The 18,072-nt window shown below is 67.6% G+C and carries 17 protein-coding genes; 13 read left to right on the top strand and 4 right to left on the bottom strand.

What is annotated here, in order from left to right; all coding sequences use genetic code 11:
* Window positions 1-10 precede the first annotated feature (10 nt).
* Window positions 11-226, bottom strand: coding sequence for a 50S ribosomal protein L31 (gene rpmE, locus ACW9UL_RS02295; RefSeq protein WP_021445703.1), 216 nt, complete (start codon window positions 224-226; stop codon window positions 11-13).
* A gap of 157 nt (window positions 227-383) precedes the next feature.
* Here rpmE and ACW9UL_RS02290 point away from each other — a divergent pair, with 157 nt between their 5' ends.
* From ACW9UL_RS02290 to ACW9UL_RS02245, 10 genes are all read left to right on the top strand, one after another.
* Complete coding sequence (locus ACW9UL_RS02290; protein WP_457788715.1) at window positions 384-2,603, top strand: primosomal protein N'; 2,220 nt, start codon at window positions 384-386, stop codon at window positions 2,601-2,603.
* Between the two features lie 160 nt (window positions 2,604-2,763).
* Window positions 2,764-4,503 carry an arginine--tRNA ligase gene (argS, locus tag ACW9UL_RS02285; RefSeq protein ID WP_122109227.1) on the top strand — a complete coding sequence of 580 codons (1,740 nt, stop codon included), beginning with the start codon at window positions 2,764-2,766 and terminating at the stop codon, window positions 4,501-4,503.
* On the top strand, window positions 4,504-5,178 hold the full coding sequence (locus ACW9UL_RS02280; RefSeq protein WP_122109228.1) for an SPOR domain-containing protein: 675 nt from the start codon (window positions 4,504-4,506) through the stop codon (window positions 5,176-5,178).
* Between the two features lie 96 nt (window positions 5,179-5,274).
* Window positions 5,275-5,805, top strand: a complete 531-nt coding sequence (gene hslV / locus ACW9UL_RS02275; protein WP_021442885.1) for an ATP-dependent protease subunit HslV — start codon at window positions 5,275-5,277, stop codon at window positions 5,803-5,805.
* A gap of 41 nt (window positions 5,806-5,846) precedes the next feature.
* Window positions 5,847-7,187, top strand: coding sequence for an ATP-dependent protease ATPase subunit HslU (hslU, locus tag ACW9UL_RS02270; RefSeq protein WP_457788714.1), 1,341 nt, complete (start codon window positions 5,847-5,849; stop codon window positions 7,185-7,187).
* 78 nt (window positions 7,188-7,265) lie between these two features.
* Window positions 7,266-7,637 carry a gamma-butyrobetaine hydroxylase family protein gene (locus tag ACW9UL_RS02265; protein WP_021442883.1) on the top strand — a complete coding sequence of 124 codons (372 nt, stop codon included), beginning with the start codon at window positions 7,266-7,268 and terminating at the stop codon, window positions 7,635-7,637.
* A 296-nt stretch (window positions 7,638-7,933) separates the two neighbouring features.
* Window positions 7,934-9,613, top strand: coding sequence for a class II poly(R)-hydroxyalkanoic acid synthase (gene phaC / locus ACW9UL_RS02260; protein ID WP_457788713.1), 1,680 nt, complete (start codon window positions 7,934-7,936; stop codon window positions 9,611-9,613).
* Between the two features lie 141 nt (window positions 9,614-9,754).
* Complete coding sequence (gene phaZ / locus ACW9UL_RS02255) at window positions 9,755-10,612, top strand: poly(3-hydroxyalkanoate) depolymerase (protein WP_122109230.1); 858 nt, start codon at window positions 9,755-9,757, stop codon at window positions 10,610-10,612.
* 174 nt (window positions 10,613-10,786) lie between these two features.
* The gene (phaC, locus tag ACW9UL_RS02250; protein ID WP_457788712.1) at window positions 10,787-12,469 is read left to right on the top strand and encodes a class II poly(R)-hydroxyalkanoic acid synthase; all 1,683 of its coding nucleotides are present in this window, start codon (window positions 10,787-10,789) and stop codon (window positions 12,467-12,469) included.
* Between the two features lie 67 nt (window positions 12,470-12,536).
* Window positions 12,537-13,151: a TetR/AcrR family transcriptional regulator gene (locus ACW9UL_RS02245; protein WP_021442879.1), complete on the top strand. Its 615-nt coding sequence runs from the start codon at window positions 12,537-12,539 to the stop codon at window positions 13,149-13,151.
* A gap of 57 nt (window positions 13,152-13,208) precedes the next feature.
* On the opposite strand, the gene ACW9UL_RS02240 is transcribed toward ACW9UL_RS02245, so the two are convergent.
* The 3 genes from ACW9UL_RS02240 to ACW9UL_RS02230 all read right to left on the bottom strand — a co-directional run bounded on the left by ACW9UL_RS02240 (window position 13,209) and on the right by ACW9UL_RS02230 (window position 14,941).
* Window positions 13,209-13,970 carry a phasin family protein gene (locus ACW9UL_RS02240; protein ID WP_457788711.1) on the bottom strand — a complete coding sequence of 254 codons (762 nt, stop codon included), beginning with the start codon at window positions 13,968-13,970 and terminating at the stop codon, window positions 13,209-13,211.
* A 10-nt stretch (window positions 13,971-13,980) separates the two neighbouring features.
* On the bottom strand, window positions 13,981-14,427 hold the full coding sequence (locus ACW9UL_RS02235; protein WP_021444111.1) for a phasin family protein: 447 nt from the start codon (window positions 14,425-14,427) through the stop codon (window positions 13,981-13,983).
* Window positions 14,428-14,665: 238 nt separating this feature from the next.
* The gene (locus tag ACW9UL_RS02230; RefSeq protein WP_021444112.1) at window positions 14,666-14,941 is read right to left on the bottom strand and encodes a polyhydroxyalkanoic acid system family protein; all 276 of its coding nucleotides are present in this window, start codon (window positions 14,939-14,941) and stop codon (window positions 14,666-14,668) included.
* A gap of 158 nt (window positions 14,942-15,099) precedes the next feature.
* Between ACW9UL_RS02230 and ubiE the strand changes: the two genes are divergently transcribed.
* From ubiE to ubiB, 3 genes are read left to right on the top strand one after another with little or no spacing between them, the layout of a single operon-like run.
* On the top strand, window positions 15,100-15,870 hold the full coding sequence (gene ubiE, locus ACW9UL_RS02225) for a bifunctional demethylmenaquinone methyltransferase/2-methoxy-6-polyprenyl-1,4-benzoquinol methylase UbiE (RefSeq protein ID WP_021444113.1): 771 nt from the start codon (window positions 15,100-15,102) through the stop codon (window positions 15,868-15,870).
* Window positions 15,870-16,487: a ubiquinone biosynthesis accessory factor UbiJ gene (locus ACW9UL_RS02220; RefSeq protein ID WP_021444114.1), complete on the top strand. Its 618-nt coding sequence runs from the start codon at window positions 15,870-15,872 to the stop codon at window positions 16,485-16,487. Before ubiE ends, ACW9UL_RS02220 begins: the two co-directional genes overlap by 1 nt.
* Window positions 16,484-18,067, top strand: a complete 1,584-nt coding sequence (ubiB, locus tag ACW9UL_RS02215; protein WP_457788710.1) for a ubiquinone biosynthesis regulatory protein kinase UbiB — start codon at window positions 16,484-16,486, stop codon at window positions 18,065-18,067. The genes ACW9UL_RS02220 and ubiB overlap by 4 nt, the downstream gene beginning before the upstream one ends.
* Window positions 18,068-18,072: the final 5 nt, after the last annotated feature.

The following is an 18,072-nucleotide window of genomic DNA, read 5'->3' as shown; positions in this document are numbered from 1 at the left end:
GCGCGGTCGCTTACTTGGTAGCGCCGAACACGCCGAAGCGCTGCTTGAAGCGATCGATACGGCCGCCGGTGTCCAGCACTTTCTGCTTACCGGTGTAGAACGGGTGGCACTCGGAGCAAACGTCGAGGCTCAGGTTCTTGCCCAGGGTGGAGCGGGTCTTGATCACGTTGCCGCAGGAGCAGGTGGCGTCGATCTCGACGTAATTCGGGTGGATATCGGCTTTCATGGGGGTTTCCTCGGGGTGTTTGTGCCGCCACCCGACCCAACGTCAGGCACCGCACAGAAATAGGCCGCGGATCATACCAGAGCCGCCAGTCGATGCAAGCCGCGCGGGGTGCCGACCGTCGCGTGCTAAGATCGCCGGCCTGTCCATGGAGGCTCGTGTGCCCGACCTGATCCTGCGCCTCGCCCTGCCCTCGCCGCTGCGCCGCCTGTTCGACTACCGCGCCCCCGCCGGTGTGCCGCGCAGCGCGCTGCAGCCCGGCGTGCGCCTGCGCGTGCCGTTCGGCCGGCGCGAGATGATCGGCATTCTGGTGGAGGTCGACAGCCAGAGCGAAGTGCCGGCGGACAAGCTCAAGCCCGCCCTGCAACTGCTCGATGCCCGCCCGCCACTGCCGGCGGCGTTGTTCAAGCTGTGCCTGTGGACCGCGCAGTACTACCAGCACAGCCTCGGCGACACCCTGAGCTGGGCGCTGCCGGTGCTGCTGCGTCAGGGCGAGCCGGCGGAGACGCGCCAGGAGCGCTACTGGCTGGCCAACAGCGGCGCCAGCGTCGAGGATCCGCGCCTGGCCCGCGCGCCGCGCCAGCGCGAGGCGCTCAAGGCGCTGGCGCAGCATCCGCACGGCGTCGCCCACGGCCTGCTCAACCAGCTGCAGCTCAACCGCGACAGCCTTCAGCTGCTGCATGAAAAAGGCCTGGTGCGGGTCGAGGTGCGCCGCACCCAGCCGCACGCCAAGCCGGCGCACTGGCTGGCGCAGCCGGAGCTGCCGCTGAATGCCGAGCAGCGCGCGGCGGTAAATGCCGTGGCCTCCGGCTGGGGCCAGTTCAATGCCTTCCTGCTGGCCGGCATCACCGGCAGCGGCAAGACCGAGGTCTACCTGCAGCTGATCCGCCAATGCCTGGAGGCCGGCAAGCAGGCGCTGGTGCTGATTCCCGAGATCAACCTGGGGCCGCAGACCCTGGACCGCTTCGCCCGCCGCTTCAACGCGCGCATCGCCCTGCTGCACTCGGCGGTGAGCGACCGCGAGCGTCTCGACGCCTGGCTGGCGGCGCGCGACGGCGAGGCCGACATCGTCATCGGTACCCGCTCGGCGCTGTTCACCCCGCTGCACAACCCGGGGCTGATCATCGTCGACGAGGAGCACGACGCCTCCTATAAACAGCAGGAAGGCCTGCGCTACCACGCCCGCGACCTGGCCCTGGTGCGCGCGCGCCAGGAAAACGTCCCCATAGTGCTGGGCTCGGCCACCCCGTCGCTGGAGAGCCTGCACAACGCCCACAGCGGCCGCTACGCCCTGCTCAGGCTGACCCAGCGCGCCGGCGGCGCCATCGCCCCGCGCTTTTTGCGCCTGGACGTGAAGAGCCGGCCGCTGGATTCCGGCATCAGCGGACCGATGCAGCAGGCCATCGGCCAGACCCTGGCCGCCGGCCAGCAGGTGCTGGTGTTCCTCAACCGCCGCGGCTTCGCCCCGACCCTGCTCTGCCACGACTGCGGCTGGCTGTCGGAATGCCCGCGCTGCGACGCGCGGATGACCGTGCACCAGCGCCACGGCGAGCTGCGCTGCCACCACTGCGGCCACGTCGAGCGCCGACCGAGTAACTGCCCCAAGTGCCAGCACGTCGACCTGCGCCCGGTGGGCGCCGGCACCGAGCGCGCCGAGGAACGCCTGGCGCTGCTGTTTCCCGACTACCCGGTGCTGCGCATCGACCGCGACAGCACCGCGCGCAAGGACGCCATGGCCAAGCTGCTGGCCACCATCAACAAGGGCGAGCCGTGCATCCTGATCGGCACCCAGATGCTCGCCAAGGGTCACCATTTCCCGCGGGTGACCCTGGTGTCGATCCTCGATGCCGACGGCGGCCTGTTCTCCGCCGATTTCCGCGCCAGCGAGCGCATGGCGCAGATGATCGTCCAGGTCGCCGGCCGCGCCGGACGTGCCGAGGAGCCGGGCAAGGTGATCATCCAGAGCCACCTGGCCGACCACCCGCTACTGGTGCAGCTGACCGAGCAGGGCTACTTCGCCTTCGCCGAACAGGCCCTGGCCGAGCGCCGCGGCGCCGGCCTGCCGCCCTTCTGCCACCTGGCGCTGCTGCGCGCCGAGGCGCACAAACCGGGGCAGGCCGAGGGTTTTCTCGACGAAGCCTGCAGCGAAGCCGAGCTGCTGCTGAACGAACTGGGCCTTTCCGGCATCGAACTGCTCGGCCCGGTGCCGGCACCGATGGAACGCCGCGCCGGCCGCTACCGCGCCCAGCTGCTGCTGCAGGGCAACGCCCGCGCCCCCTTGCACCGCCTGCTCACGCCCTGGCTGCAGGCGCTGGAGCAGATGCCCAGCGGCCGCGCGGTGCGCTGGTCGCTGGACGTCGACCCGATCGATCTGTTTTGAACGCACCAGCGATTCGCCCAGCCGTGGGGGCGCCGTGCGCTCCAGTTTCTCGATTCGCGACCAGACAACCCTTGGTGCCTACAAGTGATGGCCTGCCGCTCGCGGCTGCTTTTATAATCCGCAGTTTTCGACCAATGCCCCCGGGCGACCCGAGCCGACCATGAAAGACAGCATTCGCCACCTGATCCAGCAAGCCCTCGACCGCCTCACTGCCGACGGCGTGCTGCCCGAAGGCCTGAGCCCGGCCATCCAGGTGGAGAACACCAAGGACAAGAGCCACGGCGACTTCGCCAGCAATATCGCCATGATGCTGGCCAAGCCGGCCGGGATGAAGCCGCGCGAGCTGGCCGAGAAGCTGATCGCAGCCCTGCCGGCCGACGCCGGCGTCGCCAAGGTGGAAATCGCCGGCCCGGGTTTTCTCAACTTCTTCCAGAACAGCGACGCCCTGGCCCAGCGCCTGGAGGCGGCACTGGCCGATGAGCGTCTCGGCGTGCGCAAGAACGGCCCGGCGCAGCGCGTGGTGGTCGACCTGTCGGCGCCCAACCTGGCCAAGGAAATGCACGTCGGCCACCTGCGCTCGACCATCATCGGCGACGGCGTGGCGCGGGTGCTGGAGTTTCTCGGCGACACCGTGATCCGCCAGAACCACGTCGGCGACTGGGGCACCCAGTTCGGCATGCTGCTGGCCTACATGCAGGAAAACCCGGCCGCCGCCGAAAGCGAGCTGGCCGACCTGGAAGGCTTCTACCGCGCGGCGAAGAAGCGTTTCGACGAATCCCCCGAGTTCGCCGACCGCGCCCGCCAGCTGGTGGTGCAGCTGCAGGCCGGCGACGCCGAATGCCTGCGCCTGTGGCACCGCTTCAACGACATCTCCCTGAGCCACTGCCAGGCCATCTACGACCGCCTCGGCGTCAAGCTCTCCATGGCCGACGTCAAGGGCGAGAGCGCCTACAACGACGACCTGCCGCAGGTGGTCGCCGATCTGGCGGCCAAGGGCCTGCTGACCGAGGACAACGGCGCCCAGTGCGTGTTCATGGACGAGTTCAAGAACGCCGAGGGCAACCCGCTGCCGCTGATCGTGCAGAAGGCCGGCGGCGGCTACCTGTACGCCACCACCGACCTGGCCGCCACCCGCTACCGCGCCGGCGTGCTCAAGGCCGACCGCGTGCTGTACTTCGTCGACCAGCGCCAGGCCCTGCACTTCCAGATGGTCTTCGCCTGCGCGCGCCTGGCCGGTTTCGTGCCGCCCAGCATGGAGCTGGAGCACATGGGCTTCGGCACCATGAACGGTCCGGACGGCCGTCCGTTCAAGACCCGCGACGGCGGTACGGTGAAGCTGGTGGAGCTGCTCGACGAGGCCGAGCAGCGCGCCTATGAGCTGGTCAAGAGCAAGAACCCGGAGCTGGCCGAAGACGAGCTGCGCCGCATCGCCCGCGTGGTCGGCATCGCCTCGGTGAAGTACGCCGACCTGTCCAAGCACCGCACCAGCGACTACAGCTTCAACTTCGAGCTGATGCTGAGCTTCGAGGGCAACACCGCGCCCTACCTGCTGTATGCCTATACCCGCGTGGCCGGCGTGTTCCGCAAGCTGGGCAAGGGCATCGAGGAGATCGGCGGGCAGATCACCCTGGTCGCCGAGCAGGAACAGGCGCTCGGTGCCAAGCTGGCGCAGTTCGGCGAGCTGCTCGCCAGCGTCGCCGACAAGGGCACGCCGCACATGCTGTGCAGCTACCTGTACGACCTGGCCGGGCTGTTCTCCAGCTTCTACGAGAACTGCCCGATCCTCACTGCCGAGGACCAAGCCACCCAGCACAGCCGCCTGCGCCTGACCGCCCTGACCGGCCGCACGCTCAAGCAGGGCCTGGAGCTGCTCGGCCTGGAAACCCTGGAGCGCATGTAAATGGCCGCGCGCAAGAAACCCGCCCCCAAGCGCGGCGCCAGCCGCTACCAGGCGCCGGCGAAGAAGCCGGTGCCGGGCTGGATCTGGCTCGCCTGCGGCCTGCTGGTCGGCGGTTTCTTCATGTTCCTGTTCAGCCTCGAGCCGGGTCGCGACGAGATCCAGCGCGACAAGGGCGAGCCGCCGCGCACCGCCAAACCGGCCCCCAAGCCGGCGCCGAGCGAACCGAGCAAGCCCAAGTACGACTTCTACACCCTGCTGCCGGAGTCCGAGGTGATCCTGCCGCAGGCGCTGGAAGAGACCCCGCCGCCGGCCCCGGCGCAGAAACCGGTGACCCCGGAGGAAGCGGCGAAGATCGACGCCGCCCGCGCCGAGGCCGCGCTCAACGGCCAGGTGCCGCCGCCCCCGCCGCCGGTGATCGCCGCCGCACCGCTGACCACCCAGTTCTTCCTCCAGGCCGGCTCGTTCCGCCGCCGCGACGATGCCGACAGCCTGCGCGCGCAGATCATCCTGCTCGGCCAGAACGTGCGGGTGGAAACCGGCAAGGTGCGCGAGGAAACCTGGCACCGCGTGCTGGTCGGCCCCTTCGCCAACCGCGAACAGCTGGCCGGCGCGCAGAAGACCCTGGCCGCCAGCGGCTTCGGCAATCTGCTGTTACAGCAGCGCCAGGTCCGTTGATCCGCCTTTTGTCCGCCGCCGGTTGAAAAGCCGCGGCGGCCCCCCCATCTGAGTCTGCATCCGGGCAATTCGCCCCGCTGCGTGGAGACTCTCCCCTTGACCACCATCGTTTCAGTGCGCCGCCACGGCAAGGTCGTGATGGCCGGCGACGGCCAGGTATCCCTCGGCAACACCGTGATGAAGGGCAATGCCAAGAAGGTCCGCCGCCTCTACCACGGCCAGGTGCTGGCCGGTTTCGCCGGCGCCACCGCCGACGCCTTCACCCTGTTCGAGCGCTTCGAGGGCCAGCTGGAAAAACACCAGGGCCATCTGGTGCGCGCCGCCGTCGAACTGGCCAAGGACTGGCGTACCGACCGCAGCCTGAGCCGCCTGGAGGCCATGCTGGCGGTGGCCAACAAGGACGCCTCCTTGATCATCACCGGCAACGGCGACGTGGTCGAACCCGAGGAAGGCCTGATCGCCATGGGTTCCGGCGGCGCCTTCGCCCAGGCCGCGGCACGCGCCCTGCTGATGAAGACCGAGCTGAGCGCCCGCGAGGTGGCCGAGACCGCGCTGGGCATCGCCGGCGACATCTGCGTGTTCACCAACCACCACCAGACCCTCGAGGAACTGGACGCCGCCGAATAGCGTCCGGTTGTTCATCCCGATTCGATAGCGAGCCCGATTCCATGTCCATGACGCCCCGCGAGATCGTCCACGAACTCAACCGCCACATCATCGGCCAGGACGACGCCAAGCGCGCCGTGGCCATCGCCCTGCGCAACCGCTGGCGGCGCATGCAGCTGCCGGCCGAGCTGCGCCAGGAAGTGACGCCGAAGAACATCCTGATGATCGGCCCCACCGGCGTCGGCAAGACCGAGATCGCCCGGCGCCTGGCCAAGCTGGCCAATGCGCCCTTCCTCAAGGTGGAAGCGACCAAGTTCACCGAGGTCGGCTACGTCGGCCGCGACGTCGAGTCGATCATCCGCGACCTGGCCGACGCCGCGGTGAAGATGCTGCGCGAGCAGGAGATCGCCAAGGTCCGCCACCGCGCCGAGGACGCCGCCGAGGAACGCATCCTCGACGCCCTGCTGCCGCCGGCGCGCCAGGGTTTCGGCGACGAACCGGTGCGCAGCGAGGATTCCAACACCCGCCAGCTGTTCCGCAAGCGCCTGCGCGAAGGCCAGCTGGACGACAAGGAAATCGACATCGAGGTGGCCGAGTCGCCCATGGGCGTGGAGATCATGACCCCGCCGGGCATGGAGGAAATGACCAACCAGCTGCAGAACCTGTTCGCCGGCCTCGGCAAGGGCAAGAAGAAGAGCCGCAAGCTCAAGGTCGCCGATGCGCTGAAGCTGGTGCGCGACGAGGAAGCCGCGCGCCTGGTCAACGAGGAGGAACTCAAGGCCCGCGCCCTGGAGGCGGTGGAGCAGCATGGCATCGTCTTCATCGACGAAATCGACAAGGTGGCCAAGCGCGGCAACACCGGCGGCGCCGACGTCTCCCGCGAGGGCGTGCAGCGCGACCTGCTGCCGCTGATCGAGGGCTGCACGGTCAACACCAAGCTGGGCATGGTCAAGACCGACCACATCCTGTTCATCGCCTCGGGCGCCTTCCACCTGGCCAAGCCCAGCGATCTGGTGCCCGAGCTGCAGGGTCGTCTGCCGATCCGCGTCGAGCTCAAGGCGCTCAGCCCGCAGGACTTCCAGCGCATCCTCTGCGAGCCGCACGCCTCGCTGACCGAACAGTACGCCGCGCTGCTGAAGACCGAGGGCCTGGACATCGAGTTCGCCGAAGACGGCATCCAGCGCCTGGCGGAGATCGCCTGGCAGGTCAACGAGAAGACCGAGAACATCGGCGCACGGCGCCTGCACACGCTGCTCGAACGTCTGCTCGAGGAAGTCTCCTTCAGCGCCGGCGACCTGGCCGCGCAGCACAGCGCTACGCCAATCCGCATCGACGCGGCCTACGTCAACGGCCACCTCGGCGAGCTGGCGCAGGACGAAGACCTGTCGCGCTATATTCTGTAAGCCCCGTAGCCCGGGTGAAATCCGGGGCCCCTGAAAGCCCCCGGATGGCATCCGGGCTACCGACAACGGAAATCCAGCATGCCCATCCCCAGCGCGATCAAACTGCACAAGGCCTCCAGGACCCTGGAGCTGCGCTACGGCGAGCAGAGCTATTCGCTCAGTGCCGAGTTCCTCCGCGTGCACTCGCCCTCGGCCGAGGTGCAGGGCCATGGCAAACCCATCCTGCAGACCGGCAAGCTCAATGTCGGGCTCGAACGCATCGAGCCGGCCGGCAACTATGCACTGAAACTGTGCTTCGACGACGGCCACGACAGCGGCCTGTTCACCTGGGACTACCTGTTCGAACTGGCTACCCGCCAGGAGCAGCTGTGGGCCGACTACCTGGCGCAGCTCAGCGCCGCCGGCAAATCCCGCGACCCCGACGAATCGGTCGTCCGTCTGATGCTCTGAGCCTTCGGGCAAAGCCTCGCCGCAGAGCGTGCGGCCCTGCGCCCGCGGCTCAGGTTCGGCGGAGTTAGGGCGCGTTTTCTAATCTATCGCGGCATACTCCCGCGCCATCGACCAGCTTGCTTAACTTCACAAACTCGGGTAACCAAGGAACTGGCAGGTTCCCTGCATTTGGCTGCGCCAGGTGCAACGAAAGATGCGGACTCGATCCGCCCCCGGTAACCCGAGCAGTACCAGGCCCTGTGTCGCCGCGCGCGCCAACACGCCGGTATTCGTCTCAGGACAATGGAGCGTCGTAGATGAGTGATAAGAACAACGAAGACCTGAAACGCCAGGCCTCGGAAAACACCCTGGGACTCAACCCGGTGGTCGGCATTCGCGGCAAGGACCTCCTGACCTCTGCCCGCATGGTGCTGGCCCAGGCGCTCAAGCAACCCTTCCACAGCGCCAAGCACGTCGCCCACTTCGGCCTGGAGCTGAAGAACGTCATGCTCGGCCAGTCCGACCTCAAGCCCGAGGACGGCGACCGCCGCTTCGCCGACCCGGCCTGGAGCCAGAACCCGCTGTACCGCCGCTACCTGCAGACCTACCTGGCCTGGCGCAAGGAACTGCACGACTGGATCGAGCACAGCTCGCTGTCCGAGCAGGACGCCAGCCGCGGCCACTTCGTGATCAACCTGATGACCGAGGCCATGGCACCGTCCAACAGCATGGCCAACCCGGCTGCGCTCAAACGCTTCTTCGAGACCGGCGGCAAGAGCCTGCTCGACGGCATGTCGCACCTGGCCAAGGACATGGTCAACAACGGCGGCATGCCCAGCCAGGTGAACATGGCAGCCTTCGAGGTCGGCAAGAACCTGGCCACCACCGAGGGTGCCGTGGTGTTTCGCAACGACGTGCTGGAGCTGATCCAGTACAAGCCGATCACCGAGAGCGTGCACGAGCGCCCGCTGCTGGTGGTGCCGCCGCAGATCAACAAGTTCTACGTGTTCGACCTGTCGCCGGACAAGAGCCTGGCGCGCTTCCTGTTGCGCAGCCAGGTGCAGACCTTCGTGGTCAGCTGGCGCAACCCGACCAAGGCGCAGCGCGAGTGGGGCCTGTCCACTTATATCCAGGCGCTCAAGGAAGCCATCGAGGTCATCTGCGCCATCACCGGCAGCAAGGACGTCAACATGCTCGGCGCCTGCTCCGGCGGCCTGACCACCGCCTCCCTGCTCGGCCACTACGCCGCCCTCGGCGAGCAAAAGGTGCATGCCCTGACCCTGCTGGTCAGCGTGCTCGACACCCAGCTCGACACCCAGGTGGCGCTGTTCGCCGACGAGAAGACCCTGGAAGCCGCCAAGCGCCGCTCCTACCAGGCCGGCGTGCTGGAAGGCAGCGACATGGCCAAGGTGTTCGCCTGGATGCGCCCCAACGACCTGATCTGGAACTACTGGGTCAACAACTACCTGCTCGGCAACGAGCCGCCGGTGTTCGACATCCTCTACTGGAACAACGACACCACGCGCCTGCCCGCCGCCCTGCACGGTGAATTCATCGACATGTTCCAGACCAACCCGCTGACCCGTGCGGGTGCGCTGGAGGTCTGCGGCACGCCGATCGACCTCAAGCAGGTCACCTGCGACTTCTTCTGCGTCGCCGGCACCACCGACCACATCACCCCCTGGGATTCCTGCTACAAGTCGGCCCACCTGTTCGGCGGCAAGTGCGAGTTCGTGCTGTCCAACAGCGGCCATATCCAGAGCATCCTCAACCCGCCGGGCAACCCCAAGGCGCGCTACATGACCAACAGCGAGATGCCGGCCGACCCCAAGGCCTGGCAGGAAGGCTCGACCAAGCACGCCGACTCCTGGTGGCTGCACTGGCAGAGCTGGCTGGCCGAGCGCTCGGGTAAGACCAAGAACGCGCCCACCGCGCTGGGCAACAAGAAACATCCGGCCGGCGAAGCCGCCCCGGGCACCTATGTGCACGAACGCTGATTCGGCGCAGTTTGCGCCACACTGCCTGCGGCACTGGGAGGTGCCGCTCGCCGCGACGCCGGCGAACCAGGCTCGCCCTGGTGAATCTGGGAGTGGCCGGGACGGTCGCCCCCAGCGTTTCAACTGATAGGGCTCGCGCGCATGCCGTCACCTTTCGTATTTCGCACCATCGACCTCGATGGTCAGACCATCCGCACCGCGGTGCGCCCCGGTAACGGCCAACTGGTGCCGCTGCTGATCTTCAACGGCATCGGCGCCAACCTGGAGCTGGTGATGCCCTTCGTCCAGGCCCTCGACCCGGACCTGGAGGTGATCGCCTTCGACGTGCCCGGCGTCGGCGGCTCGTCCACCCCGGCCACGCCCTACCGCTTCCCCGGCCTGGCCAGGCTGGCGGCGCGCATGCTCGACTACCTCGACTATGGCCAGGTCAACGCCATCGGCGTGTCCTGGGGCGGCGCCCTGGCGCAGCAATTCGCCCACGACTACCCGGAGCGCTGCAAGAAGCTGATCCTCGCCGCCACCTCGGCCGGCGCGGTGATGGTGCCGGGCAAGCCCAAGGTGCTCTGGCGCATGGCCAGCCCGCGGCGCTACGTGCAGCCGTCCTACGGCGTGCGCATCGCCCCGGACATCTACGGCGGCGCCTTCCGCCGCGACCCCAAGCTGGCCATGGCGCACGCCAGCAAGGTGCGCTCCGGCGGCAAGATGGGCTACTACTGGCAGCTGTTCGCCGGCCTCGGCTGGACCAGCATCCACTGGCTGCACAAGATCCGCCAGCCGACCCTGGTGATGGCCGGCGACGACGACCCGCTGATCCCGCTGATCAATATGCGCCTGCTGGCCTGGCGCATCCCCAACGCCGAACTGCACGTGATCGACGACGGCCACCTGTTCCTGGTGACCCGTGCCGAGGCGGTGGCACCGATCATCATGAAGTTTCTCGAGGAGGAACGGCAGCGCGCGGTGATGCACCCGCAGCCAACCCCGGCACGCCAGCATTGAGCGCACAACTGTAGTGCAAGGCTGTCAGATTGCTCGACAAGGAGGCCGCCGAGGCGCCTCCGCCTGATGCGCGCGGCTGTCTGGAATGCCCTTCCGGCGCGCTTGGTACAAGGCTTGCTGCGCAGCCTCGTACCTTGAAAGTCTCTACAAGGATTGACGACGGAGTGTTACCCCATGCGAGACAAGCCCAATAGCGGCGCCCTGCCAACGCCTGCCACTTTCATGAACGCCCAGAGCGCCGTGGTCGGCGTGCGCGGTCGCGACCTGCTCTCCACCGTGCGCCTGCTCGCCGTGCAGGGGCTCAAGCATCCAGTGCGCAGCAGCCGCCACCTGCTCGCCTTCGGCGGCCAGCTCGGCCGCGTGCTGCTCGGCGATACGCTGCACAAGACCAACCCGCAGGACGCGCGCTTCGCCGACCCCACCTGGCAGCTCAACCCCTTCTACCGGCGCAGTCTGCAGGCCTACCTGGCCTGGCAGAAGCAGCTGGGCGCCTGGATCGACGACAGCGAGCTGTCGGCCGACGACCGCGCCCGCGCACGCTTTCTCGCGGCGATCCTCAGCGACGCCCTGGCGCCGTCCAACAGCCTGCTCAACCCGCTGGCGCTCAAGGAGCTGTTCAACAGCGGCGGCAGCAGCCTGTTCAAGGGCATGCGCCATCTGCTCGACGACCTGCTGCACAACAACGGCCTGCCCAGCCAGGTCAGCAAGCACGCCTTCGAAGTCGGCCGCAACCTGGCCTGCACCCCCGGCTCGGTGGTGTTTCGCAACGAGCTGCTGGAGCTGATCCAGTACCGGCCGATGAGCGAGAAACAGTACGTCAAGCCGCTGCTGATCGTGCCGCCGCAGATCAACAAGTACTACATCTTCGATCTGTCCACCGACAAGAGCTTCGTCCAGTACGCGCTGAAGAACGGCCTGCAGACCTTCATGATCAGCTGGCGCAACCCGGACGCGCGGCACCGCGAATGGGGCCTGTCGAGCTACGTGCAGGCGGTCGAGGAAGCCGTCGACGCCTGCCGCGCGATCACCGGCAGCAAGGAGGTCAACCTGCTCGGCGCCTGCGCCGGCGGCCTGACCATCGCCGCCCTGCAGGGCCACCTGCAGGCCAAGCGGCAGCTGCGCAAGGTGGCCAGCGCCACCTACATGGTCAGCCTGCTGGACAGCCAGATCGACAGCCCGGCCATGCTGTTCGCCGACGAGCAGACCCTGGAATCGGCCAAGCGCCGCTCCTACCAGCAGGGCGTGCTGGACGGCCGCGACATGGCCAAGGTGTTCGCCTGGATGCGCCCCAACGACCTGATCTGGAACTACTGGGTCAACAACTACCTGCTCGGCAAGCAGCCGCCGGCCTTCGATATCCTCTACTGGAACAACGACAACACCCGCCTGCCGGCGGCGCTGCACGGCGACCTGATCGATTTCTTCAAGCACAACCCGCTCAGCCGCGCCGGCGGCCTGGAGGTCTGCGGCACCCCGGTGGACCTGGCCAAGGTCACGGTGGACAGCTTCAGCGTGGCCGGCATCAACGACCACATCACCCCCTGGGACGCGGTGTACCGCTCGGCCCTGCTGCTCGGTGGCAACCGCCGCTTCATCCTGTCCAACAGCGGGCATATCCAGAGCATCCTCAATCCGCCGGGCAACCCCAAGGCCAACTACTACGAGAACGGCAAGCTGACCTCGGACCCGCGCGCCTGGTACCACGATGCCCAGCACGTACAGGGCAGCTGGTGGCCGCAGTGGCTGGAATGGATTCAGGCACGCTCCGGCGAGCAGCGCGAGACCCTGCTGGCGCTGGGCGACCAGAAGCATCCGCCGATGGAGGCCGCGCCCGGCACCTACGTGCATATCCGTTGAAGGGCTGGCCGGCGCCGCGCCGGCCGCGTTATCGTCAACGCCTCCGCGCCACCGACAAGAAGACCGGATGAAAACCCGCGAGCGCATCCTGCACACCGCCCTGCAGCTGTTCAACCAGCAGGGCGAGCCCAATGTCTCCACCCTGGAGATCGCCAACGAGCTGGAGATCAGTCCGGGCAATCTCTACTACCACTTCCACGGCAAGGAGCCGCTGGTGCTGGAGCTGTTCGAGCGTTTCCAGGCCGAGATGGCGCCGCTGCTCGATCCGCCCGCCGAGGCGCAGCTGGACGTCGAGGATTACTGGCTGTTCCTGCACCTGATCGTCGAGCGCCTGGCGCAGTACCGCTTCCTGTTCCAGGACTTGTCCAACCTGGCCGGGCGCCTGCCCAAGCTGGCGCGCGGCATCCGCCACTGGCTGAACTCGCTCAAGCGCACTCTGGCCGCCCTGCTGGCGCGACTGATGGCCGAGGGACAACTGGTCAGCGACACCCGCGCCCTCGGCCAGTTGGTGGAGCAGATCACCCTCACCCTGCTGTTCTCCCTCGACTACCAGCGCATCCTCGGCAGCGACGGCGAGAGTCGCCTGGTGGTCTATCAGGTGATGATGCTGGTGGCGCCGCACCTGGCTGCGCCTTCGCGCTTCGCCGCCGAGCAACTGGCGCAGCGCTACCTGGACGCCTGAGCCGCGCAGAAACGCAAACGCCCGGCACTAGGCCGGGCGCTTGTGATCCCGAGAAACTCAGGACGGGTTGGCAGGCGTCGCCGCAACGGCAGCCGGGGCCGGTGCCGGAGCTGCAGGCGCCGCCGCGGGAGCCGCGACGGGGGCCGCAGCGGCCGGTTTCGCTGCAGCGACCTTGGGCGCGGCAGGCTTCTTCGCCGCCGGCTTCTTCGCCGCTGCCGGTTTCGCCGCCGGCTTGGCAGCAGGTTTCGCCGCGGCCTTGGCTGCCGGTTTGGCCGCAGGTTTTGCAGCCGGCTTGGCGGCAGCCTTGGCCACCGGCTTGGCGGCCGGTTTCGCCGCGGCTTTCGGTGCTGGCTTGGCAGCCGCTTTCGCCGCCGGCTTGGCCACCGACTTGGCCGACACGCCAGCGATCTTCTCCAGCTGCTTGGTCAGGCTGTCGACCTTGTCGTTCAATGCCTTGACCTCGTTACGGCTGGGCACGCCCAGCCGCGAGATGGCATTGTTCAGACGCTTGTCGAAAGCCTCTTCCAGCTCGCTCCACTTGCCGATCGCCTTGTCCTTGACCTCATCGACCTTGGACTTGGCGGAACCGACCTTGGAGCCGACGCCGGCTTTCACCGCATCGACCTGCTTGTCGACTTCGCTCTTGGCCAGTTTCTCGGCCTTCTCGCCGTCCTTGACCAGGGTATCGAACAGCTTGGTGCCGTCCTTGCTGACCTTGGAGTAAGCGCCCAAGCCTGCCAACCAGATCTGGCGCGAGTATTTCTCGACCTCGCCGATCCAGGAGCTGGTCTGTTTCTCGGTTTTCTTCTTAACAGCCATCCTGATCTCCTTATTTGGTACGCGCGACGTGCTCGAGCAACGCGCTCAGCTCATCCAGCTTAGCAGAGAGTGCCTCAACATCCTGCTTGGAGGGAATGCCGATACGGTTCAGGGCGGCGGCGACACGGGTGTCGAAGGCCTTCTCGATCTTGTCGAGCTGCACTTCGACCTTGCCCTTGACGCTGGTGACGTTGGAGTTGACGGTTTTCTTTACCGATTCGATCTGGCTGTTGGCGGCTTCGACCTGTTCGTCGACCAGCTGCTTGCCCTTGCTCTCGAGGCTCTCGCCGCTCTTGACCAGTTCCTTGAAGTACTCGACACCCTCGGCACCGGCCTTGGCGTAGGCACCCAGGCCCGCCAGGTAGATCTTGCGGGCATAGCCCTTGACGTCATCGAGCAGACCGGCTTTGTCCTCGGCCACGGCTTCGACCTTCTTCTTCACGGCAACTTTCGACATGGTGCACCTCACGCGCTTTGACAGTTAGCGGAAACGCCCACGGAATGCAGGCTTGGGTACACCCTAGGGAGAAAAATTAGAAATCGCATACTAGGCGCGCGGCAGGGTGGATCGCGCGTCACCGCTCCACCATGGTGGAGCCCCCGGATTGCAGCCGGGCGGCGGCGCGCCAGGCGCCGAGATCGTCGGGCGGAGCACTGCGTGCTCCCTGCCGGGCTTCGCTGCGCTCAGCGCCAACCTACGCCAACGACTTGTCCAGCACCTGCTCGATCTCGCGCTTGATGCTGCCGCCCATGGCCGACAGCAGCAGGCCCAGCTTGAGCTCGACGCACACCCGATCCTCGCCCACCTCGATGCTGCCGTCGGCGCCGCTGCGCTTGAACTCCAGGGTGTCGCCGTTCCAGCGGTAGCGCACGTCGTACTCGCGGGCCAGGCGCTCGGCCAGTTGCTCGGCCTTCTCGCGCGCGGCGGCGCGGCCGAGCTGGTGGGGACGTTCGACGCGAATACGGGACATGGCAACTCCTTCGACTGACTGCCGGGCGCCGCGGCGGCCGTGGCCTGCGGCATGGGGTCACATCACTCTACCAGCCCGCCGCGCGGCCGGGCACCCGGGCAAGACAAAGGCGCCGGGCGCCTTTAGAATGAGCGGCGATCTTTAGCCGGTAGAGCGATATGAGCGATCCACGCAAGGCCCAGGAGCAGGAACCCACCACCCACTTCGGTTTCCAGGACGTGCCGGAAAGCCAGAAGGCGGAAAAAGTGGCCGAGGTGTTCCACTCGGTGGCGGCCAAGTACGACCTGATGAACGACGTGCTGTCCGGCGGCCTGCATCGCCTGTGGAAGCGCTTCACCATCGAGCTGTCCGGCGTGCGCGCGGGCAACCGCGTGCTGGATATCGCCGGCGGCACCGGCGATCTGACCCGCAAGTTTTCCAGCCTGGTCGGCCCGAGCGGCCAGGTGGTGCTGGCCGACATCAACGACTCCATGCTCAAGGTCGGCCGCGACCGCCTGCTGGACAAGGGCGTGGCCGGCAACGTGGTGTTCGTCCAGGCCGATGCCGAGAAGCTGCCGTTTCCCGACAACCACTTCGACGTGGTCAGCATCGCCTTCGGCCTGCGCAACGTGACGCACAAGGAAGACGCCCTGCGCTCCATGCTGCGCGTGCTCAAGCCCGGCGGGCGCCTGCTGGTGCTGGAGTTCTCCAAGCCCGGCAACCCGCTGCTGGCCAAGGCCTACGACACCTACTCGTTCAGTTTCATGCCGCTGGCCGGCAAGCTGATCAGCAACGACGCCGACAGCTACCGCTACCTCGCCGAGTCGATCCGCATGCACCCGGATCAGGAGACCCTCAAGGCGATGATGGTCGAGGCCGGCTTCGAGCGCGTCACCTACCACAACATGACCGGCGGCATCGTCGCCCTGCACCGCGGCATCAAGCCCTGATGCTGCTGAGCGGGCTGCTGGCCGGCGTCGAGGCGGGCCTCAATCGCGTCCTGCGCCTGGACGGCACCGCCCTGCCGCGCCTGCACAAGCTGGCCGGCAAGGTGATCGCCGTGCACTGCCAGAGCCCGGCGCTGGAGCTGTTCATCCTGCCCAGCGGCGACGGCCTGCAGCTGGCCGGGCAGTGGCAGGCGCCCGCCGACTGCAGCCTCACCGCCCCCGCCGCCAGCCTGGCGCGCCTGGCCCTGAGCCGCGACAAGACCGCCGTGCTGCACCGCCCGGAAGTGTCGCTGGACGGCGACAGCGCGGTGCTGCTGGAGCTGGCCGGCATCCTCCAGGACCTGGAGCTGGACTGGGAATACGAACTGTCGCGCTGGCTCGGCCCAGTCGCCAGCCCCCTGCTCGCCGGCCATCTGCGCAGCCGGGTGAACCTCGCGGCGAATGGCGCCGCCAGCCTCAAGCAGGACCTGGCCGACTACCTCGCCGAAGAATCGCGCAGCCTGGTCGGCCAGCGCGAGGCCGAGGTGCGCTTCGCCGAACTGGACCAGCTCAAGCTCGCCCTCGACCGCCTCGAGGCGCGCATCGAGCGCCTCGCCTCACGACCTAAGCCCGACGCATGAAACTACTCGCCGTTCGCCGCCTGCTGCGCATCCAGCGCGTGATCGTCCGCTACCAGCTGGACGAGCTGCTGCTGGCACTGCCGCTGCCGGTGTGGCTGCGCGCCCTGGGCTGGCTGCTGCCCTGGCGCTGGCTGCCGCGCAAGCCGCTGCAACTGTCGCGCGGCGCGCGTCTGCGCCTGGCTCTGGAAGATTTGGGGCCGATCTTTATCAAGTTCGGCCAGCTGCTCTCCACCCGCCGCGACCTGCTGCCGCCGGACATCGCCGACGAGCTGGCGCGCCTGCAGGATCAGGTGCCGCCCTTCCCCGAAGCCCAGGCCATCGCCCTGATCGAAGGCCAGCTCGGCGCGCCGGTGGGCGAGCTGTTCGCCCGCTTCGACAGCCAGCCGCTGGCCTCCGCCTCGGTGGCCCAGGTGCACGCCGCGCAGCTGAAAAGCGGTGAAGAGGTGGTGGTCAAGGTGATCCGCCCCGGGCTCAAGCCGGTGATCCGCCAGGACCTGGCCTGGCTGTTCCTGCTCGCCCGCATCGCCGAGCAGGCCTCGGCCGACGCCCGCCGCCTGCGCCCGGTAGAGGTGGTCGGCGACTACGAGAAGACCATCTACGACGAGCTCGACCTGCTGCGCGAAGCGGCCAATGCCAGCCAGCTCAAGCGCAACTTCGACGGCTCGCCGCTGCTCTACGTGCCACAGGTGTACTGGGACCTGTGCCGCCCGCAGGTGCTGGTGATGGAGCGCATCTACGGCATCCCGGTGACCGACCTGGCGACCCTGGCCGACCAGCGCACCGACATGAAGCTCTTGGCCGAGCGCGGCGTGGAAATCTTCTTCACCCAGGTGTTTCGCGACAGCTTCTTCCACGCCGACATGCACCCCGGCAACATCTTCGTCAGCACCCGCACGCCCTGGAGCCCGCAGTACATCGCCATCGACTGCGGCATCATCGGCAGCCTCACCGACGAGGACCAGGACTACCTGGCGCGCAACCTGATCGCCTTCTTCAAGCGCGACTACCGCAAGGTGGCGCAGCTGCACATCGATTCCGGCTGGGTGCCGGCCGATACCAAGGTCAACGAATTCGAGGCGGCGATCCGCACCGTGTGCGAGCCGATCTTCGAGAGGCCGCTGAAGGAAATTTCCTTCGGGCAGCTGCTGCTGCGCCTGTTCCAGACCGCGCGGCGCTTCAACATGGAAGTGCAGCCGCAGCTGGTGCTGCTGCAAAAGACCCTGCTGAACATCGAGGGCCTGGGTCGCCAGCTGTACCCGGACCTGGACCTGTGGAGCACCGCGCAGCCCTTCCTCGAACGCTGGATGCGCGAGCGGGTCAGCCCGCTGCACCTGCTGCGCAACCTGCAGCAGCAGGCCGAGCAGGTGCCGCACCTGTCGCAGATCGCCCGCGACGCCCTGGAGCGCCTGCAACAGCCGGCGCCGCAGGCACCACAACCGACCAACGGGCAGTGGCCGCTGCGCCTGCTCGGCGCGGCGCTGATCGGCGCCGGCGCGGTGCAGGGCCTGGCGCCGCTGCTGGCGGCCTGGCCGGCCTGGTTGATGCTCGGCGGCGGGCTCTATCTGGTGCTGCGCCGATAGCCAGT

The organism is Pseudomonas sp. PL-6 (assembly GCF_054110165.1).
This window is presented reverse-complemented; position numbering and strand designations above follow the sequence as displayed.

Bases quoted from the DNA above. Each gene is read 5' to 3' on its own strand.
- ACW9UL_RS02235 (WP_021444111.1), bottom strand. From the start codon at position 14,427: ATGTCGAAAGTTGCCGTGAAGAAGAAGGTCGAAGCCGTGGCCGAGGAC.
- phaC (WP_457788713.1), top strand. From the start codon at position 7,934: ATGAGTGATAAGAACAACGAAGACCTGAAACGCCAGGCCTCGGAAAAC.
- rpmE (WP_021445703.1), bottom strand. From the start codon at position 226: ATGAAAGCCGATATCCACCCGAATTACGTCGAGATCGACGCCACCTGC.
- ubiB (WP_457788710.1), top strand. From the start codon at position 16,484: ATGAAACTACTCGCCGTTCGCCGCCTGCTGCGCATCCAGCGCGTGATC.
- ACW9UL_RS02245 (WP_021442879.1), top strand. From the start codon at position 12,537: ATGAAAACCCGCGAGCGCATCCTGCACACCGCCCTGCAGCTGTTCAAC.
- ACW9UL_RS02265 (WP_021442883.1), top strand. From the start codon at position 7,266: ATGCCCATCCCCAGCGCGATCAAACTGCACAAGGCCTCCAGGACCCTG.
- phaC (WP_457788712.1), top strand. From the start codon at position 10,787: ATGCGAGACAAGCCCAATAGCGGCGCCCTGCCAACGCCTGCCACTTTC.
- ubiE (WP_021444113.1), top strand. From the start codon at position 15,100: ATGAGCGATCCACGCAAGGCCCAGGAGCAGGAACCCACCACCCACTTC.
- ACW9UL_RS02280 (WP_122109228.1), top strand. From the start codon at position 4,504: ATGGCCGCGCGCAAGAAACCCGCCCCCAAGCGCGGCGCCAGCCGCTAC.
- hslU (WP_457788714.1), top strand. From the start codon at position 5,847: ATGTCCATGACGCCCCGCGAGATCGTCCACGAACTCAACCGCCACATC.
- ACW9UL_RS02230 (WP_021444112.1), bottom strand. From the start codon at position 14,941: ATGTCCCGTATTCGCGTCGAACGTCCCCACCAGCTCGGCCGCGCCGCC.
- phaZ (WP_122109230.1), top strand. From the start codon at position 9,755: ATGCCGTCACCTTTCGTATTTCGCACCATCGACCTCGATGGTCAGACC.
- argS (WP_122109227.1), top strand. From the start codon at position 2,764: ATGAAAGACAGCATTCGCCACCTGATCCAGCAAGCCCTCGACCGCCTC.
- ACW9UL_RS02220 (WP_021444114.1), top strand. From the start codon at position 15,870: ATGCTGCTGAGCGGGCTGCTGGCCGGCGTCGAGGCGGGCCTCAATCGC.
- ACW9UL_RS02240 (WP_457788711.1), bottom strand. From the start codon at position 13,970: ATGGCTGTTAAGAAGAAAACCGAGAAACAGACCAGCTCCTGGATCGGC.